Source organism: Usitatibacter palustris (assembly GCF_013003985.1).
In the GTDB taxonomy this organism is placed as follows: Bacteria; Pseudomonadota; Gammaproteobacteria; order Burkholderiales; family Usitatibacteraceae; genus Usitatibacter; species Usitatibacter palustris.
On record NZ_CP053073.1, the window covers coordinates 2,524,469 to 2,538,917 of the forward strand.

At 66.5% G+C, this 14,449-nt stretch carries 21 protein-coding genes; 7 read left to right on the top strand and 14 right to left on the bottom strand.

Annotated features, from left to right (window positions below; genetic code table 11):
* Nucleotides 1-23: 23 nt before the first annotated feature.
* The 9 genes from DSM104440_RS12295 to DSM104440_RS12335 form a co-directional block, all read right to left on the bottom strand.
* Nucleotides 24-305: a c-type cytochrome gene (locus DSM104440_RS12295; protein ID WP_171163028.1), complete on the bottom strand. Its 282-nt coding sequence runs from the start codon at nt 303-305 to the stop codon at nt 24-26.
* A gap of 64 nt (nt 306-369) precedes the next feature.
* Entirely contained in the window at nt 370-951 is a 582-nt protein-coding gene (locus tag DSM104440_RS12300) for a NapC/NirT family cytochrome c (RefSeq protein ID WP_171163031.1), read from the bottom strand.
* A 94-nt stretch (nt 952-1,045) separates the two neighbouring features.
* On the bottom strand, nt 1,046-2,002 hold the full coding sequence (locus DSM104440_RS12305; RefSeq protein ID WP_171163033.1) for a radical SAM protein: 957 nt from the start codon (nt 2,000-2,002) through the stop codon (nt 1,046-1,048).
* 13 nt (nt 2,003-2,015) lie between these two features.
* Complete coding sequence (locus tag DSM104440_RS12310; RefSeq protein ID WP_171163036.1) at nt 2,016-2,168, bottom strand: hypothetical protein; 153 nt, start codon at nt 2,166-2,168, stop codon at nt 2,016-2,018.
* A 12-nt stretch (nt 2,169-2,180) separates the two neighbouring features.
* Nucleotides 2,181-3,134 carry a radical SAM protein gene (locus DSM104440_RS12315; protein ID WP_171163038.1) on the bottom strand — a complete coding sequence of 318 codons (954 nt, stop codon included), beginning with the start codon at nt 3,132-3,134 and terminating at the stop codon, nt 2,181-2,183.
* Entirely contained in the window at nt 3,131-4,051 is a 921-nt protein-coding gene (locus tag DSM104440_RS12320; protein ID WP_171163040.1) for a prenyltransferase, read from the bottom strand. Before DSM104440_RS12320 ends, DSM104440_RS12315 begins: the two co-directional genes overlap by 4 nt.
* Nucleotides 4,048-5,001, bottom strand: coding sequence for a radical SAM protein (locus DSM104440_RS12325; protein WP_171163042.1), 954 nt, complete (start codon nt 4,999-5,001; stop codon nt 4,048-4,050). Before DSM104440_RS12325 ends, DSM104440_RS12320 begins: the two co-directional genes overlap by 4 nt.
* Nucleotides 4,998-5,249: a PqqD family protein gene (locus DSM104440_RS12330; protein WP_171163044.1), complete on the bottom strand. Its 252-nt coding sequence runs from the start codon at nt 5,247-5,249 to the stop codon at nt 4,998-5,000. The genes DSM104440_RS12325 and DSM104440_RS12330 overlap by 4 nt, the downstream gene beginning before the upstream one ends.
* Before the next feature lie 18 nt (nt 5,250-5,267).
* Complete coding sequence (locus tag DSM104440_RS12335; protein ID WP_171163046.1) at nt 5,268-6,728, bottom strand: ammonia-forming cytochrome c nitrite reductase subunit c552; 1,461 nt, start codon at nt 6,726-6,728, stop codon at nt 5,268-5,270.
* A 96-nt stretch (nt 6,729-6,824) separates the two neighbouring features.
* Here DSM104440_RS12335 and aat point away from each other — a divergent pair, with 96 nt between their 5' ends.
* The 7 genes from aat to DSM104440_RS12370 all read left to right on the top strand — a co-directional run bounded on the left by aat (nt 6,825) and on the right by DSM104440_RS12370 (nt 12,199).
* Nucleotides 6,825-7,502, top strand: a complete 678-nt coding sequence (gene aat / locus DSM104440_RS12340) for a leucyl/phenylalanyl-tRNA--protein transferase (protein ID WP_171163048.1) — start codon at nt 6,825-6,827, stop codon at nt 7,500-7,502.
* 11 nt (nt 7,503-7,513) lie between these two features.
* The gene (locus tag DSM104440_RS12345; protein ID WP_171163051.1) at nt 7,514-8,236 is read left to right on the top strand and encodes an arginyltransferase; all 723 of its coding nucleotides are present in this window, start codon (nt 7,514-7,516) and stop codon (nt 8,234-8,236) included.
* Between the two features lie 301 nt (nt 8,237-8,537).
* Nucleotides 8,538-9,548: a quinone-dependent dihydroorotate dehydrogenase gene (locus DSM104440_RS12350; protein WP_171163053.1), complete on the top strand. Its 1,011-nt coding sequence runs from the start codon at nt 8,538-8,540 to the stop codon at nt 9,546-9,548.
* Entirely contained in the window at nt 9,548-10,597 is a 1,050-nt protein-coding gene (locus DSM104440_RS12355; RefSeq protein ID WP_171163055.1) for an alanine dehydrogenase, read from the top strand. Before DSM104440_RS12350 ends, DSM104440_RS12355 begins: the two co-directional genes overlap by 1 nt.
* Nucleotides 10,594-11,109, top strand: coding sequence for an RnfABCDGE type electron transport complex subunit B (locus DSM104440_RS12360; RefSeq protein WP_171163057.1), 516 nt, complete (start codon nt 10,594-10,596; stop codon nt 11,107-11,109). Before DSM104440_RS12355 ends, DSM104440_RS12360 begins: the two co-directional genes overlap by 4 nt.
* Nucleotides 11,106-11,777 carry an endonuclease III gene (gene nth / locus DSM104440_RS12365; protein WP_171163059.1) on the top strand — a complete coding sequence of 224 codons (672 nt, stop codon included), beginning with the start codon at nt 11,106-11,108 and terminating at the stop codon, nt 11,775-11,777. The genes DSM104440_RS12360 and nth overlap by 4 nt, the downstream gene beginning before the upstream one ends.
* A complete protein-coding gene (locus DSM104440_RS12370) occupies nt 11,777-12,199 on the top strand; it encodes a DUF1841 family protein (RefSeq protein WP_171163061.1) in 423 nt (140 codons plus the stop codon). The genes nth and DSM104440_RS12370 overlap by 1 nt, the downstream gene beginning before the upstream one ends.
* A gap of 7 nt (nt 12,200-12,206) precedes the next feature.
* On the opposite strand, the gene DSM104440_RS12375 is transcribed toward DSM104440_RS12370, so the two are convergent.
* From DSM104440_RS12375 to DSM104440_RS12395, 5 genes are read right to left on the bottom strand one after another with little or no spacing between them, the layout of a single operon-like run.
* On the bottom strand, nt 12,207-12,590 hold the full coding sequence (locus DSM104440_RS12375; RefSeq protein WP_212758060.1) for a hypothetical protein: 384 nt from the start codon (nt 12,588-12,590) through the stop codon (nt 12,207-12,209).
* 7 nt (nt 12,591-12,597) lie between these two features.
* On the bottom strand, nt 12,598-12,918 hold the full coding sequence (locus DSM104440_RS12380; protein WP_171163065.1) for a c-type cytochrome: 321 nt from the start codon (nt 12,916-12,918) through the stop codon (nt 12,598-12,600).
* An 11-nt stretch (nt 12,919-12,929) separates the two neighbouring features.
* Nucleotides 12,930-13,265: a c-type cytochrome gene (locus DSM104440_RS12385; protein ID WP_171163067.1), complete on the bottom strand. Its 336-nt coding sequence runs from the start codon at nt 13,263-13,265 to the stop codon at nt 12,930-12,932.
* A 44-nt stretch (nt 13,266-13,309) separates the two neighbouring features.
* Nucleotides 13,310-13,783: a cupin domain-containing protein gene (locus tag DSM104440_RS12390; RefSeq protein WP_171163069.1), complete on the bottom strand. Its 474-nt coding sequence runs from the start codon at nt 13,781-13,783 to the stop codon at nt 13,310-13,312.
* Nucleotides 13,783-14,448, bottom strand: a complete 666-nt coding sequence (locus DSM104440_RS12395; protein ID WP_171163071.1) for a sigma-70 family RNA polymerase sigma factor — start codon at nt 14,446-14,448, stop codon at nt 13,783-13,785. The genes DSM104440_RS12390 and DSM104440_RS12395 overlap by 1 nt, the downstream gene beginning before the upstream one ends.
* Nucleotide 14,449 lies beyond the last annotated feature (1 nt).

Genomic DNA, 14,449 nt, shown 5'->3' on the forward strand with positions numbered 1-14,449 from the left:
TCATCCCGAGGCGTTGCGGCGCCTTACTGCGACAGCACCCACTTCGCGAGCGCTTTCCGGTCATCGGCGCTTGCCTTCTCGCCACCGTGGTGCTTGGCGAGCTTGGCGACAACCGCGTCTTCCTTGCCCTTGTTCTTCGCGGCGATGTCCTTGAACGCCGGGCCGACTTTCTTCGCCGCCACGTCGTGGCAGGTCATGCAGCCGCTCTTCTTGGCGAGCTCTTCCGAGCCCTGGGCCGAAACCGCGACCAGGCCGAGGCCCGCGCCGAGGACAACGGTGGTGACAATCGCGATGCTGGCTTTCATGTCATCTCCTCAAACGGCCGCGGGGCGGCCTACGTTGGGTTGAACTACACCTGCGTTACCTGATTCAGGGCGCTGTATGCGCAATGCCCTTGTGGCAGTCGATGCACGTCGCCTTGCCCTCCATCACCGTGGCGTGGATCGGCCGCACCATTTCCTTCTGCTTGGCGAGTACTTCCTTCGTGAAGACGTGGCAGTTGCGGCAGGCCTGGGAATTGTTGCCGGCGTATTCCTCCCACACGTGCTTGGCCATTTCCATGCGGGCCGCCTTGAATTTCGCCTCGGTGTCGATCACCCCGCGCATCTCGCCGATGACGTCCTTGATGCCGGCCCTCGCCTTGTAGAAGAGGAGGTAGGGGTAATCCTTCGGGATATGGCAGTCGTGGCACGTGGCGGCCACGCCGGTGCGATTGGTGCCATGGATACCGTCGCGGTGCTCCTTCGCGACCCATTGCATCGAGTGGCAGGCCGTTCCGCAGAATTTGTCCGTACCCGTGACGTTGACCATGACCTGCGTGCCGATGATCGCCACCGATCCGATCACGAAGCCCACCACGAGCAAGCCCAGCACGGACCACTTCGCGCTCGGACTGCGAAGGCGATGCCAGGTGCGTTTCAGGAAGCCAGGATTTCCGTTCTCTGCGGCCATTTGTTCTCCTCGGCGGGTACAGCGGTCTAGAGTTTATCCTCCCCGGCTCCGCGCGCAAAGCGCGGACTGGCGGAGATGAGAGTCATTGTCATGTTCATGCGGCATGAACGGGCCAGGTTTCGTTCGCGTGGCGCAGGAGGGCGGGCTCGGTGGCACATCGGCCGATGAAGTCGCGCACCTCGGCGCTCTTCCACGCAGCCCTATAGGCGTCCCACGCCTGCTCGATGGAATCGTGGCGCAGGTCGGCCGGCGCGAATGGCAGCGCATTGAGCAGCTTCACCTTGCCGTTGGGCACGACCAGCAGCATCGCCTGCGGGCTGTCGAGGCGCGTGCGCACCTCCTGCAGGATGTCCCAGGGATAGATCGACAGCTCCACCGTCGAGCGCGTCTCCAGCGCACGTGCGCGCAGGGCCTCGACAGCCGCGGTCCACGCGGCGGGATCGGGGGAAACCGTTTCCCAGGAGAGCGCCGCGCGGCCCAGGCGCATCAGGGGGCCGGTGACGAAGGCCTCGCAGCCGAGCTCGCCCGCGAGATCGTAGGCGGCGACGATTTCGTGCAGGTTGAAGCGCGTGGGGGCGAACACGAACTGCGACTTCATCCCGCGACGGGCAAGGCGCTCGATCGCGCCGACGGCGGCTGCAAAGCTCGATCCGGGCCGGACGCGCTCGTGGGTTGCGGCCGTCGCGCCATCGACGGAAATCTGGATGCACTGGATGCGAAGCGCGGCGATGCGGTCGGCCCCCGCCTCGTCGATGCGGCTGCCGTCGGTCTCGAGCTTCAGCGAAACGCCGCCACGCGTGAGGACCTCGAAGATGTCGTACGCATGCGGGACGCCGAGCGGTTCGCCGCCGCCGAAGGCCGCATACGGAATGCCCGCCTCGACGATCGCGCCAGCCAGGCGCAACGCCTCATCGCGCGACAGCTCGTCGCGCCACGCCTTGTCGGGACCGGATTCCTCGCAGCAGGTGATGCAGCGGGCGCTGCATCGATTGGTCAGCTGCCAGGCAATGAAAAGGGGCGCGCGGTACGACTCGACCGCGCGCCCCGGCATGGAGTGCGGAATATCAGGTGAAGCGGATATACGGCTGCGCCATCACCTCGGCGGAGACGTCTTCCATCTTCGGCGTTTCCCAGGGCTGCTTGTCCTGCGGCAGCGTCTTGCGCGTGACAGGTTCCGGGGTGCCGGGCTGCTCGATCGAAAGCTTCGGTTCGCTCATCGCTCTACTCCTCTAGGCATTGACCAACGGTAACAGCTGCCACACATTCGCTCGCGCGTGCCGGGACTCGTCGGCAACCGCATCGCGCACGGCTGCCGCCATTGTAGCCTCGTGCCACGCGCGTTGATAGGCCCCCCACGCCTCGGCAAGGCTCTCCCGCCGCAGGTCCGCGCAGGCCTGCGGCAAGGCGGCGGCGACCTTCACCCAGCCGTTCGGGAGCACCAGGAGCGTGGCCGGAGGGTCCCCGAGGCTCGAGGCGAGGGCCTCCTCAAGGCTGAAGGGCTCGAAGCACATCTCCATGCCGGTTTGCGACGCCGCCTCCCGGAGCAGTGTCCGGAAGGCGACCCAGGCGTCCTCGGCTGGCGCCACCTTGTTCCAATGGCGCGCGGCGGTTCCCACCCGCATGAGCCGTCCCGAATTGAAGCGGAATGCACCGAACGAGCGCGCCCGGTCGATCACGGCACGGGCCTCATGCAAATTGATTCGGGTCGGGGCGAAGGTGATCTCCAGTGGCAGGCCTGCTTCGCGGACCGCGTGGCACGCCTCGTGCGCCCGGGCGAGCGAGCCTCCCGGCCGCTGCTTCGCATAGACCTCCTCGGTATCGCCATCGAGGCTGATCTGGATCGAGCGGATCGGCAGCTTCGCGAGGCGCTGCGCAATGGCCGCGTCGAACCGTTGGCCGTTCGTTTCGATCTTGAGCTGCACGCCGCGCGAGCCCAGCGACTCGGCGACCTCGAAGAAATGCGGTGCCACGAGCGGCTCGCCGCCCGCCAGCATCACGTAGGGCACCTCGTTGGCGACGATGTCATCGGCCAGGCGCAGCGCCTCCTCGCGCGTGAGCTCGTCGGGCAAGCGCTTGCCGGGGGCCGAATCCGTGCAGCAATGCAGGCAAGCGAGATCGCAATCGCGCGTGAGCTGCCACGTGATCAGCAGTGGCGACCTCAGCGCATCGATGCGATGGCTCATCGCACTGCCTGCGCGACGATGCCGAGCGCGAAGCCGCCGGTGGCCACGAGGTACGCGAGCACCATCGCGCGCATGGCCGGAAGGAATTCGCGCGGCGCGGAGTGATGGCGAAGCGACGTGCGCGCACTGGTCACGACCAACGGCGCCGCGAGGAGCGCGGCGAGGCACCCCACCGGAAACATCTTCGCCACCACGCCGATCAAGACGATCGCGAGACCTGCAATCGCAAGGCCGAGATAGAGGCGCACGGCCGGCTCGCGCCCGAAGCGCACGACGAGGTTTCGCTTGCCGACGAGGCGGTCCTGGTGGAAATCGGGAATCGCGTTCACGACGGCGAGCGCCATGATGAAGCACGCGGGCACGAGCGACGCGGCGAACGCTTCCCACGAAACCGAGCGCGTGTGCAGATACAGGCTCCCCAGCACCATCCACGGGCCGTACGAGAGCGCGATGACGAGCTCGCCCAACCCGCGGTAGGACCAGCGGATCGGCGGCGCTTCATAGAAGATCGCCGCGGCGCCGCCGAGCAGCGCGAAGACGATGATCGGCCAGCCGATGTGCCAGGCGAGGTACACGCCTACGGCGAGCGCACCTGCGAAGGCCACGGTGCCGATCCAGAACACGGCCTGCGCGATAGGCGGGATGTCCTCCGGATTGAACACGCGATCGGTGCCCATGCGCGCGTCGAAGTATTCATTGAACGCTTCCACGCCGATCACGCTCAGCACCACGCCACCGAACGCGCTCCAGAAGGCGGCGGTGTCGAACGCACCCGCGATCGCCCACGCCCACGCGGCGCCGAGCAGGTAGGGAAGTAGCCCCGCGTAGAGGAAGAAGCGGTAGCGGACCAGGCTCGCGATGCGCCAGAGCCGCGCCGCGAAACCCGTCTCGGCGACCGGACGGGGCGCTGCGCTCAAACGTGCACCCACTTGTGCAGCGTGCGGGTGCGCTCCGGATCGACCGCGAGCTCGTCGACGAAGCTCACGACGCGCGGGTCGTGCCAGGCACGGCGGAAATTCGCCCACACTTCGGCGAGCGATTCCTTGCGCAGGTCCCCGCAGATGAACGGCAGCGCGTTGATGAGCTTCACGAGGCCGTTGGGCAACACGATGAGCAGCGCTGCCGGGTGTTCGAGGCGGTAACGAAGCTCCTCGAGCAAGCCCGCCTCGTGATAGTTCACCTGCATGCGGCCGCGATACTCGAGGCGCTTGACCGCGAGCGTCTGGAAGTACTCGGCGTATTGATCATCGGTCACCGAAAGATGGCGCCAGGCCTTGACCGCATTGCCGGTGAACATGGTGCGGCCGGAGTAGAAACTCGCGGCGCCCAGCTCGAACGCGAAATCGACGATGCGCTCGGCTTCATGGATGTTGAAGCTCGCGGGCGAGAAGTTCACCTCGATGGGCACGCCCGCCGCGGCGAGATTGCGGATGCCCGAGACCGTGCGATCGAATTGCCCGAGCACGCGCATGCGCCCGAACGTCGCACTCGATGCACCATCGAGGCTCACCTGCACCGCCTTCACGCCGAGGTCCTTCAGGCGCGCGCAGTTCTCCGGGGTGAGGTAGTGGCCGTTGGTCTCGATCTTGAGCTGGCTGCCGCGCGTGGTGACACGCTCTACCATCTCGAAGAAGTGCGGATGCAGCATCGGCTCGCCGCCCGAGAACGAGAGGTACGGCACCTCGTTGTCCATGAGCTGATCGATGACGCCGAGCACTTCCTCGCGCCCGAGCTCATCGGCAAAAGCCTTGCCCGGACCGCTCTCCTCGATGCAGTGCAGGCAGGCGAAATTGCACTCGTTGGTGATCTGCCACGCGACGTAGAGCGGCGCGGCGAGGTCTTCGGAGTGCGCGGCGCTGCCGCTCAATCCTGCACCAGCCCCTTCTCGCGCATCTCCGCGAGGAACGCCTGCACCTCTTTTTCGATGGTTTCCGCCGGCGCTTCGAACTTCGTCGCGAGCCGCGGCGCGATCTCCGCCGCCCCCGCGCCCGCCACGATCTCGCGCACGATGGCCGCGGCCGTCGGGGTCAGCGTGAACACTTTCTCGGAGCGCGTCTCGAACAGCACGCCGCCGAACTTCTCCTCACGGAACTTCACATATTGCGCAAGCTGCATGGATCAATCGCTCCCGTTTCAGGATTTCTTCGCGGGAGCCTTTTCGGGCGCCTTCGCGGGTGACTTTTCAGCCGCTTTCGCAGGTGCGGCCGGCGGCGGCGGGATGTCGACGACCGGCACCGTCGGCTTGAAGTTCTTGTCGCGCAGCGCGATCTGTCCCTGGCGCGCGAAGTCCATCGACTCGCCGAGGATCCTCGCGCCTTCCTGCGGCGCATGGAACCCCGTGGAGTTCTCGGCTTCGGCGAAATCGAGGTAGAACTGCGCGCGCCGCTGCAGGTAGAGGGCGGTCTTGAGGTCCGCCTCAGTCCGTCCTGCCGCCTTCGCCTTCTTCAAATCATTGATCAGGCCGACCACGGCCGTCATCGCCTTCTCGCGAAGCTCCCAGTGACGGTCCTGGATCTGGTCGACGCGGGCCTTGAGGTCCACGGCGGTCACCTTGTCGTCATGCTTCTTGTGGCAGGTCACGCACGCCGCCTCGATGTTGAGCACGGGACTGCGCACCCAGTGATCCGTGAAGCTTCCCGAGATCGACGGCATATGGCAGTCGGAGCATGTCACACCTGCGCGCGCATGCGGCCCCTGGCTCCACATCTCGAATTCCGGGTGCTGGGCCTTCAGCGCGGGTGCGCCCGTGTCCTTGTGCGTCCAGTCGCGGAAACCGATCTCGTCGTAATAGGCGGTGATCTCCTCGACCTTGATGCCCTTGGCCCACGGATACGTGAGCCGCTTCTGGTCGCCCTTGAAGTAGTACTCGACGTGGCACTGGCCGCAAACGTAGGCCCGCATCTCGTTGGACGAGGCCTGCTTGTTGACGTCGTAGTCCTTCACGCCCTGCGTCGCCTTGAGGGCACGGATCCCTTCGATGAACGCGGGGCGCGAGACGCGCAGCGCGAGCGTCTTGCCATCGTGGCAGTCGATGCACGCGACTGGATGGTTCACGAGCTTCGCCGCCTCCGCGTAGGGCATCGCGTTGATCTTCTCAAAGCCCTTCGTGATGTCGCCACCGCCCGCCTTCTTGTAGGCGACATACATCGACGCGTGGCAATTGATGCAGGCACCCGGTTGCTTCACGACCACCTGGCGCTGCGTGAGCTTCTGGTCCTCGAGCATGTACGCGTGGCCGCGCTCTTCGCGGAAATCCGCGGCGAAGGCGTAGCCCGCCCAGATCGCGCGGAGGCCCGCGTCTTCGTCGCTCTTGGAGCGCGCGACGACCGAGCGCGGATCGGCTTGCGTCGCCTTGTGCGGCACGGCCTCGCTGCCGCCGTGCTTCGTGCGTTGCATGTCGACGGTCTTCTTGTAGAGCTCGTAGTGCTTGGGGAAAGCCTTGCCCCACACGGCCGGATCGTCGGTGTCGTCGTTGTACGGGGGACCCGCTTCCTTCTTCGCTTCCTGCGGGATGCTCGCGGTGGGGAAAAGCAGCAGCGTCGCCATGAAGGCAGCGATGGTCATGCGAAGTGCGGAACGCGGCTTGGCAATCATGGGAGTCTCTCCGGTAGGCGGCGATGCGTGGGCGGATTGTATGCCCTGGGACCCTGTCGCGCACCCGGCCCGGGGCTCCTGCGATAGATTAGGGCCGTGATCCCCTGGCTCCGCGGCGACGAACCGTTTCCCCCTGTCACGAAGGCCCTCGCCTCCCCCAACGGGCTGCTCTGCGCCGGGGCGGACCTCTCGCCCGAGCGCATCCTCGACGCCTACAGCCATGGCATTTTTCCCTGGTTCTCGGACGGCGACCCGATCCTGTGGTGGTCACCGGATCCGCGCATGGTCCTGTTTCCCGATGAGCTGAAGGTCTCGCGATCGCTGCGGAAGACGATCGCGCGCGGCACCTACGAGGTGCGGATGGACACCGCCTTCGGGCGCGTCATGGAGGAATGCGCGGCACCCCGCGATGGGCAAGCCGGCACCTGGATCGTCCCGGAAATGGTCGCGGCCTACACGCGCCTGCACGTGCGCGGCATCGCCCACTCGGTCGAGTCGTGGAGCGGCGACACGCTGGTGGGCGGCCTCTACGGCTTGGCGCTCGACAAGGTGTTCTTCGGCGAGTCGATGTTCTCGCGCGCCGACGATGCCTCGAAGGTGGCGCTGGTCGCGCTGGTGGAGCGCCTCCGCGCGGACGGATTCCGGCTGATCGATTGCCAGCAGGCCACCGCGCACCTCGCCTCGCTGGGTGCGCGCGAGATCTCCCGCGCCGAGTTCACGCGCCTGCTGCAGGAGTCGATACAATATCCGCCAACCGGCAGCACCTGGAGCTGACTTCCGAGGCCATGGCGAAGCTCAACGACCTCCCGATCGCGAACCTGCAGTTCTACGCGACCGCACCGTATCCGTGCAGCTATCTGCCCGGACGGCTTGCGCGCTCGCAGGTTGCGACGCCGAGCTACCTCATCGACACCGACACCTACGGCGCGCTGGTCTCCGCCGGGTTTCGCCGCAGCGGCGCGTTCACTTACCGCCCCTACTGCGACCACTGCCACGCCTGCGTGCCGGTGCGCGTGATCGCCGCCGAGTACGAGCCCAACCGCGCCCAGCGCCGCTCCTTCGCGCGCCACTCCGCGCTGGAGCCGCGCTACGGCGAGCTGAAATTCAACGCCGAGCACTACGCGCTCTACCGGCTCTACCAGGGCGAGCGTCACCGCGGCGGCGGGATGGACCACGATTCGCGCGAGCAATACGCCCACTTCCTGCTGCAATCGAACGTGGCCACGCGGCTGATCGAGTTCCGCGAGGGCGACCAGCTGCGGATGGTCTCGATCATCGACGAGCTGGCTGATGGCCTCTCTTCGGTCTACACGTTCTTCGATCCGCTCGTGCCCAAGGCGAGCTACGGCACCTACAACATCCTCTGGCAGATCGAGGAGGCGCGCCGCCGCGGCCTGGCCTACGTCTACCTGGGCTACTGGATCGGGCAGAGCCGCAAGATGAGCTACAAGAACCAGTTCCGTCCCATCGAGGGGCTGCAGCGCGGCGAGTGGAAGCGCCTCGCCTAGGGAGCCTCTGAACAATGCCCAGGGGATACGCGTTGCGGCAGATGCGGATGGATGCGAGGCGCGCGGCGCAGCGAATGGCCAGCCCCATTCGCAAGCCAAGCAACGAAGCAGACGCCGCATCTGCCGCAACCCTTTAGATGACGAATCAAATATTGGTACCGTCGCCGGGACGGGCGATTTCGGGCCGCTTCGTCGTTGCTCGTCCTAGCAAGGTGCTCGACCTTGCGTCGGACTCGGCGCCTAGAATCGATCCCGAAATCGAACCGTCGCGTACCCCTGGTCATTGTTCAGAGACTCCCTAGTGCTCTATTCCCTCGCCCGCGCCGCCCTCTTCAAGCTCGATCCCGAAGTCGCCCACGACGTAGCGCTGAAGTCGCTTTGCGCGCTCGGGCCCGGCGTTGCCCTGCTCGGCGCCGGCGCCGATGCGGGCGAGTCGAAGCGCGTGATGGGGCTGGACTTCCCGAACCCCGTCGGTCTCGCCGCGGGCCTCGACAAGAACGGCGAGTACATCGACGCGATGGCCGCGCTCGGTTTCGGCTTCCTCGAGATTGGCACCGTCACGCCGCGTCCACAAACCGGGAACCCCAAGCCACGCATGTTCCGGCTGGTCGAGCACGAGGCGATCATCAACCGGCTGGGCTTCAACAACGTGGGGCTCGAGCAGCTCGTGAAGAACGTGGAGAAAGCGGCATTCCGCGGCGTGCTCGGCATCAACATCGGCAAGAACTTCGACACGCCCAACGAGCGCGCGGTGGACGACTACCTCGCCTGCCTCGATGGCGTCTACGAGCGGGCGACCTACGTCACCGTGAACATATCGTCGCCCAACACGAAGAACCTGCGCGACCTGCAGTCGCCCGAGAAGCTCGACGAATTGCTCGCGGCGATCATGGCGCGGCGCGACGCGCTCGCCGCGAAGCACGGCCTGGTGAAGCCGATGGCACTCAAGGTCGCGCCCGATCTCGACGGCGAGCAGGTCGAGGCCATTGCCGGATTGGCGGTGAAGCATCGCATCGACGCGCTGATCGCCACCAATACGACCATCGACCGCACCGGCGTCGAAGGGCATCGAAACAGCGTCGAGGCGGGCGGTCTTTCGGGGCGCCCTTTGTTCGCAAAGTCCACCGCGACGCTGCGCGCGTTCGCGAAGGCGCTCGGCGGCAAGATCCCGCTCATCGGCGTGGGCGGCATCCTCGACGGCAAGGACGCCAAGGCGAAGATCGACGCGGGGGCAAGCCTCGTGCAGGTCTACACCGGATTCATCTACCGCGGCCCGGACCTCATCGCCTCGGCGCGCAAGGCGCTTCGCTAGTGCGCATCGGCGTTCCCCGCGAGACCAAGGACGGCGAACGCCGTGTCGGGCTCGCGCCGGCGCAGATTCGTGCGCTTGTCGATGCGGGTCATGAGGTCCACGTGGAATCGGGCGCGGGCTTCGGCATCGGCGTGACCAACGGGGACTACGCACAGGCCGGTGCCACGGTCGGCGATGCGGCGAGTGCGTGGGCGAGCGAGCTCGTCGTGAAGGTGAAGGAACTGCAGCCGGGCGAAGCTGAAGGCGTCGGTGCGGATTCCACGGTGTTCTCTTATCACCATCTTGCCGGCGAGCCCGCTCGCACGCGCGAGATGGCCTCGCGCGGCCTCACCGCCATTGCCTACGAACGCGTGCGCGACGAACAAGGCGGCTATCCCCTGCTTGCCCCGATGTCCGTCATGGCCGGGAAGATCGCGGTCCAGGTCGGCGCGCACCTCATGAGCCAGCAGCAGGGCGGCGCGGGCACCCTGCTCTCGGGTGCCACGGGAAGCGAACCGGCTCGCGTGCTCGTGCTGGGTGCGGGCCATGCCGGTTCGAATGCCGCGCGTCTCGCCGCTGCCATGGGCGCGAATGTCACCGTGCTCTGCCGCAGCGAGAGGACGCGGGACGCGCTGCGCAACACATTGGGCGCCACCGCGACGATCGACATCGCGACGCCGGAATCCATCGAGGCAGCCGCCCTATCCGCGGACCTCGTTGTCGGTGCGGTGTTCATTCCCGCGACACCCACGCCGAAGCTACTCCCGCGGACGCTCGTCGCACGCATGAAGCGCGGCGCGGTGATCGTGGATATCTCGATCGATGCGGGCGGCGTGGCCGAGACCTCGCGTCCGACCTCGCACGCCGAGCCCACCTTCGTGAAGGAAGGCGTGGTGCACTACTGCGTGGCGAACATGCCGGCCGCGTTCGCGAAGAGCGGCACGCATGCGCTTGCGAGTGCGGTGCTGCCCTACGTCCTGGAGCTCGCGGGCAAGGGGATCGAGAACGCCGTGCGCGACAACTCGGCGCTTCGCGCCGGCGTGGTGATCTGGAAAGGCGTGCCGGCGTGAGCCTCAAGGATCTCGCGTCGAGGATCGACGCACTCCTGCCGCAGACGCAGTGCACGAAGTGCGGCTACGCGGGCTGCGCGCCGTATGCCGATGCGATCGCGAGCGGTGTCGCCGACATCAACCAGTGCCCGCCGGGCGGGGATGAAGGTGTCGAGCAGCTCGCCGCGCTCCTCGGACGCGAGGTGAAGCCGCTCAATCCGGACAATGGCCTCTACCGTCCTCCGCAGGTCGCGTTCATCGACGAGGCCATCTGCATCGGCTGCATGAAGTGCATCGACGTGTGTCCCGTGGACGCGATCGTGGGCGCCACGAAGCTCATGCACACCGTGATCGCCGAGTGGTGCACGGGCTGCGAACTGTGCATCCCGCCCTGCCCCGTCGATTGCATTTCGCTCGAGCCGGTCGATGCGCTGCCCGATGCGGACCTCTCGCGCGATCGCTTCGCCTTCCACAACTTCCGCCTGCAACGCGACCGCGACGAGCGCGCCGCGAAGCTCGCCGCCTACGAATGACCCCCGCCAAGCGCCACGAGTTCTTCAGCCGCCTGAAAAAGGCGATGCCCGACCCGAAGAGCGAGCTCGACCACGCCACGCCCTTCGAGCTGCTGGTCGCCGTGATCCTCTCCGCGCAGGCGACCGACAAGGGCGTGAATGTCGCCACCGCGAAGCTCTTCCCGGTCGCCAACACGCCCAAGGCACTCGCGGCGATGGGCGAAGAGAAACTGATGGAGTACATCAAGACGATCGGGCTCTTCCGCATGAAGGCGAAGAACGTCGTGGCGATGTCGAAGATCCTGCTCGAGAAGCACGGCGGCGACGTGCCCCGCTCGCGCGAGGCGCTCGAAGCGCTGCCCGGCGTGGGCCGCAAGACCGCGAACGTGGTGCTCAACGTCGCCTTCGGCGAGCAGACCATTGCGGTCGACACGCATGTCTTCCGTGTGGGCAATCGAACGGGCCTCGCGCCCGGCAAGGACGTGCTGGAAGTCGAGCTGAAGCTCCTCAAGGTGACGCCCCCTGAGTTCCTGCAGCACGCGCACCACTGGCTGATCCTGCACGGCCGCTACACATGCCTCGCCCGCAAGCCCCTCTGCCCGCAATGTGTCGTGCGCGAGCAGTGCGAGTTCAAGGACAAGACACCCGCGGAGCCGCCCGCGAAGAAGACCCGCCGGGTCGGAACCTGATGTTCAGCCCGACGCGCGACCAGGTCCGCGAATTCTTCTTCGGCGTGTGGCAGAAGTCCCAGGCCGGACAGGCGCTCACGCCGCTCGAATCGATGGCGCTCGCGATCATGCTCGAGCATCCCGAGTACCACGAGGTCCTCGGGGACCGCGAGCGATACGCGAACAAGGAGTGGACGCCCGAGCAGGGCGAGAGCAATCCATTCCTGCACCTCTCGATGCACCTCGCGATCGAGGAGCAGCTCTCGATCGACCATCCGCCGGGTATTCGGGTCGAAGTGGAGCGGCTCTCACGCAAACTGGATTCCGCGATGGCCGCGCGCCATGCGGTGATGGAGTGCCTTGCGGAACAGGTGTGGCAGGCTCAGCGCAACGGCGTGGCCTTCAGCAACGAGGCCTACCTCGAGTGTTTGCGCAAGGCTTAGGTCGGGTCTAATCGGATAGCAGCGCCCAGGCCACCATCCCGATGAAGAACACGCAGAACACGAACAGCGCCACGTAGGTCACTACCGACCACTTTTGTTTCCATGGCGGTGGTCGCGGGCCTTTTTCGTGCGCCTTGCGCAGCGCTTCGACGTAGGTGTAGTAGCTGCCGAACACCAGCCAGAACTTCGGCGGCAGTGCCACCAGTCCCATCATCGCAAGGAGTGTTGCCAGGGCCTTCAAGCCGTAGTGGTCCAGCGCAGCGTAGATCCCGATGAAGGCCGCGCTACCCACGACATGAATCAGCACACTCCACCGAAACTCGTGGAACTCCGCCTCCGTCGGCGCAACAAAAAAGCCCGGCGCAGGGCCGGGCTTTTCGGGGACGTGCATGGCCACGTCAGTACTTGACCGACAGTCCCTTGAGGCCCGAGTAGTACGCGGCGAGGTCGTTGATGTCCCTCACCGAGAGGTTCGCGGCCTGGCCCTTCATGATCTCGTTCTTGCGCTTGCCATTCTTGTAGTGGTTGAGCGCGGCGACCATGTAGTCGAAATGCTGGCCGGCGAGGTTCGGGAATTCCGGGCTGACGCTGACGCCGGCTTCGCCGTGGCAAGCCTTGCAGGGCTCGGCCTTCTTCTTGCCGGCAGCGCCGTCACCGCTGGCGACCGCGGGAAGCGCGGCGGCGAGCACGGAGGCGAGGAGGATCGTCTTCAGGTTCATGTTCGCGCCCCTCACTTCGTCGCCGACGTCGGGACGGCCGCGCCGTAATAGGCGGCGATGTCCTCGATGTCCTTGTCGGAGAGGTCCGCGGCGATGGCCTTCATCGTCGGGTGGTCGCGTTCGCCCTTCTTGTAGGCCTTCAGCGCCGCGGCGATGTACGCCGGATGCTGGCCGCCGAGCTTGGGCACGTTGTAGACCTCGGGGAACGCGGTCTTCCAGCCGGGGATGCCGTGGCAGCCCTGGCACTGGTAGTTCTTGTGTCGCCCTGCGACGGGATCGCCGGCCGCTTGCGCGCCCAGCGAGAGGACCGCAGCAACGGCGGCAACAGCGATTCGGGGAGAAAACATGGGGACGTTTTGGGCTTCTGTTGGTTATCTTTTTGCGCGCGCCATTATAGCAGCGCGGCACCCTTCCTTCCACCGGTGCGGACGTAGAGCAGGCATCCGGTTTCGGTGCGGATCGCGCCGTGGCGCAGGCCCGCGGGCGCGTAGTGGAAATCCCCCGCCTTGCAGAAGACATCGCCCAGCCACACTTCGCCCTCGAGGACGAGGCTCTCTTCGGGCGTGGGATGGCCGTGCGCGGGCAGCGAGGCGCCCGGCTCGAGCTTGAGGATGCAGGCGTAGTGGCCGGCGAGGTCGACGAGGCGCTTCTCCATCACGTTGGGCGCGATCGTCCGCCACGAACCTTCACCGCGGTGGACCGTCACGAAGTCCCCGCCCTGCTTGAGCGCGACGACATCGGCCATCAATTTCGCGCGCATCGCGCCCACGCGCACGGGCGCGGGCTCGATGGGGGCGAGCGCTTCGAAGAGCTCGCCTTCGAGGAGCGCATCCAGCACGGGATTGGGCTCGCCGCGGAGCTTCATCAGTGCGGGGCCCCCAGGTCGGCATGCAGTTGCGCGAGAGCACGGCGGATGTAGGTCTTCACGGAGCCGAGCGGCAGTTGCGCGTGTGCCGCGATCTCCTGGTGCGTCAGGCCGCGGAAGAATGCGAGCGCAATGAGTTGCCGCTGCAGGGGCGTGAGGGCCGCGAGGGCGCGATGCAGGTCCTCGTGGCCATCGCAGGCAGCGAGGAGGTCCAGGGGATCGTCGGACGTAGCGCGATTCTCGGCGCTGGCGAGACTCTCCGGATCGGCGTGCGGCTCCGCGGGCTCCGCTCGCCGGAGGTAGTCGAGGGCACGGCTGCGGCAGATCGTGAGCAGCCACGTGACGGGTCCGCCGCGAAGGGCGTCATAGGTCGCGGCGCTGCGCCACACCTGCAGGAATACGTCCACTGCGACTTCCTCGGCGGCTTCGCGCGTGCGGACGATGCGAAGCGCAAGACCGTACACGCGGCCGACGGTGGCCGCATGGAGTTCCTCGAGGGCCTTTTCGTCGCCACGGGCAATGGCTTCGATCATCGATGCGAGGCTCCGGTCGCGCTGCTCCCGCGCCGCGGCATCCGGCGCGCTCGTTCCACTACGCGAGGCGGGCGATTCCGGATTTGGCATCCGGGCCTGTTCGGCCGCTTCGTCCTCGCGATGACGGGCCATG